General features: G+C 66.2%; 2 protein-coding genes. Both read right to left on the bottom strand.

Annotated features, from left to right (window positions below):
* Positions 1–419: 419 nt before the first annotated feature.
* On the bottom strand, positions 420–977 hold the full coding sequence (locus CLV30_RS25770; protein WP_106540119.1) for a hemerythrin domain-containing protein: 558 nt from the start codon (positions 975–977) through the stop codon (positions 420–422).
* Between the two features lie 30 nt (positions 978–1007).
* Complete coding sequence (locus CLV30_RS25775; protein ID WP_106540120.1) at positions 1008–1901, bottom strand: SDR family oxidoreductase; 894 nt, start codon at positions 1899–1901, stop codon at positions 1008–1010.
* Positions 1902–2154 lie beyond the last annotated feature (253 nt).

Below are 2154 nucleotides of genomic sequence, written 5' to 3' on the forward strand. Positions count from 1 at the left end.
GAGCAGTCACCGCCAACGAGGCCGGACTCCACGATGACCGCCGACAGCCCGCCCTGGACCGCACGCGCAGCGACGTTCTCACCGGTGGATCCGGCGCCGATCACGATCACGTCGTAGGTTCCGTCCGGCATGTGCTGCCTCCTCGTCGGTCCGTCGCCGGGCTCGTACCCGGGCGCTGGACGACCATGCGGCAACATCATGGGCGCGCCCGTCAAGGCTTGCCTGGCAGGTGCGTCAGCGAGGCGAGTGGTGCGCCGTCGATCGGTTCCGCCATCGATCGCGAGCGACGGATAGTCAGGGGAAGTGAGTGGCTCACGGTGTCTCCGTCCGAGACGCCACGGCCGCTGACGTCGGCGCGTGCGCAGCGGCGATAACCGGAACCGGTTGTCAGGAGATGCCGGTCGCCCTCTTCAGCTCCGTCAAGCTGGACGGTCGGTGAGCGCATCGCGGACGCGGTCGACGAGGCCGATGCCGGGGTCGAGAAACTTGTTCATGGGTGGTTCGTCCGGCGCGCCGGGGTGGGGCCGGGTCGGTGCGGACTCCTTGGCCTGTTGGACCCTGATGCCGAGCTCGACGAGTTGGTCGTGCGGGCAGGCGGCCGCGAGTCGCGGGAGAGCGTCACGCTCTTCATCCTGCACGTGGTGGCGGACGTCGTTCATCAGGGAGTTGAGCTTGGACTGGAAGTCCGGGTCCGACCCGTCGGTACCTTCGAGGTCCTTCATGACCTGTTCGGCTTCAGCGTGCTCGGCGATTTCGTGGTCGGCGATGGAGCCGCCGTCGGACAGGTGCTCGCGTAGCGCCGGATAGAGATACTGTTCCTCGGCGACCGAGTGGCGCACGAGTTCCATGATCGCGGTGTCTGCCAGTTTTCGGATCCGGTCCGGGTCTTCGGTGTTCTCGATCTGCTGGAACAGGTTCTCGACCTCGCGGTGGTCCTCGATAATGATGTCGTTCACCGTGCGTGCTTCGTCTGCCATGACTCCTCCTCTTCTCGTCTGCCCCGATCGTCAGAAGACGGGTTTGCCTCCGGTGACGCCGAGCACCGTGCCCGTGACGTAGCTCGCTTCGGTGGGAGAGGCCAGGTAGACGAATGCGGGTGCGACTTCGGCAGGTTGCCCCGCTCGTCCGAGTGGTGTGTCCCGTCCGAAGTTCTCGATCTTCTCCGGTGGCTGTGTGGATGGTTGCAGAGGTGTCCAGATCGGGCCCGGTGCGATCGCATTGACGCGGATGCCCCGCGGGCCGAGCTCTGCGGCGAGGTTGACGGTGAAGTTGTTGATGGCCGCTTTCGACGCCGCGTAGTCGAGCAGGGACACCGAGGGTTCGTAGGCTTGGATCGACGAGTTGTTGATGATGGCGCTGCCGCGGTTCAGGTGAGGTAACGCGGCTTGAACCATCCAGAACAGTGCGTACAGATTGGTCCGGAACACTCGCTCGAGCTGATCGGCTCCGATCTGCTCGATGCCGACCGTGCGAGCCATCTGGTACCCGGCGTTGTTGACCAGGACATCCAGTGTTCCGAGTTCGTCGGCAGCGCGGGCAACGAGATCGGAGCACGCTTCGGCGTCGGTGAGATCCGCGGGAACTGCCACGCCGTGGCGGTGGGCGGCGGTGACGGACGCGATGGTCTTCTCGGCGTCGGTGCGTTCGGTGGGAAGGTGCGAGATGGCGACGTCGGCGCCTTCGCGGGCGTAGGCGATCGCCACGGCCCGTCCGATTCCCGAGTCGCCGCCGGTGATCAAGGTGCGTAGTCCTTGCAGCCGCCCGTGGCCGCGGTAGCTGTCCTCGCCGTGGTCGGGCACCGGCACCATCGCGTCCGTGCTGCCGGGCGGCTGCTGCTCCTGCTGGGGGAACGCGCTCGGCCGAGACCGCCCGGCAGCGTCGGTGACGTACTCGTTCGACATGCGGTGGCTGCTACCCGCACGTGTGGAACGCAAACGAGGTGCGGCACATTCGCGGCTGACGGTGCTCGCGGAACGTTCGTGGTGGTCAGACCAGAGCCTGCGCGGGTGTACTCCGCGTCGCTCTCGGGTAGTCGAGGGAAGGTCCGGCCCGGTATCGGCGATGGAGGGGTCATGGCGACGGTTGCGGATTTCGTGTTGGCGCGTGTGCGTGAGTGGGGCATACATCGGGTTTTTGGGTATCCGGGTGATGGGA

This window comes from Haloactinopolyspora alba (assembly GCF_003014555.1).
GTDB lineage: Bacteria > Actinomycetota > Actinomycetes > Jiangellales > Jiangellaceae > Haloactinopolyspora > Haloactinopolyspora alba.

What these genes read in the sequence shown, in the direction of transcription:
- CLV30_RS25770 (WP_106540119.1), bottom strand. Translation starts at nt 977, where the DNA reads ATGGCAGACGAAGCACGCACGGTGAACGACATCATTATCGAGGACCAC.
- CLV30_RS25775 (WP_106540120.1), bottom strand. Translation starts at nt 1,901, where the DNA reads ATGTCGAACGAGTACGTCACCGACGCTGCCGGGCGGTCTCGGCCGAGC.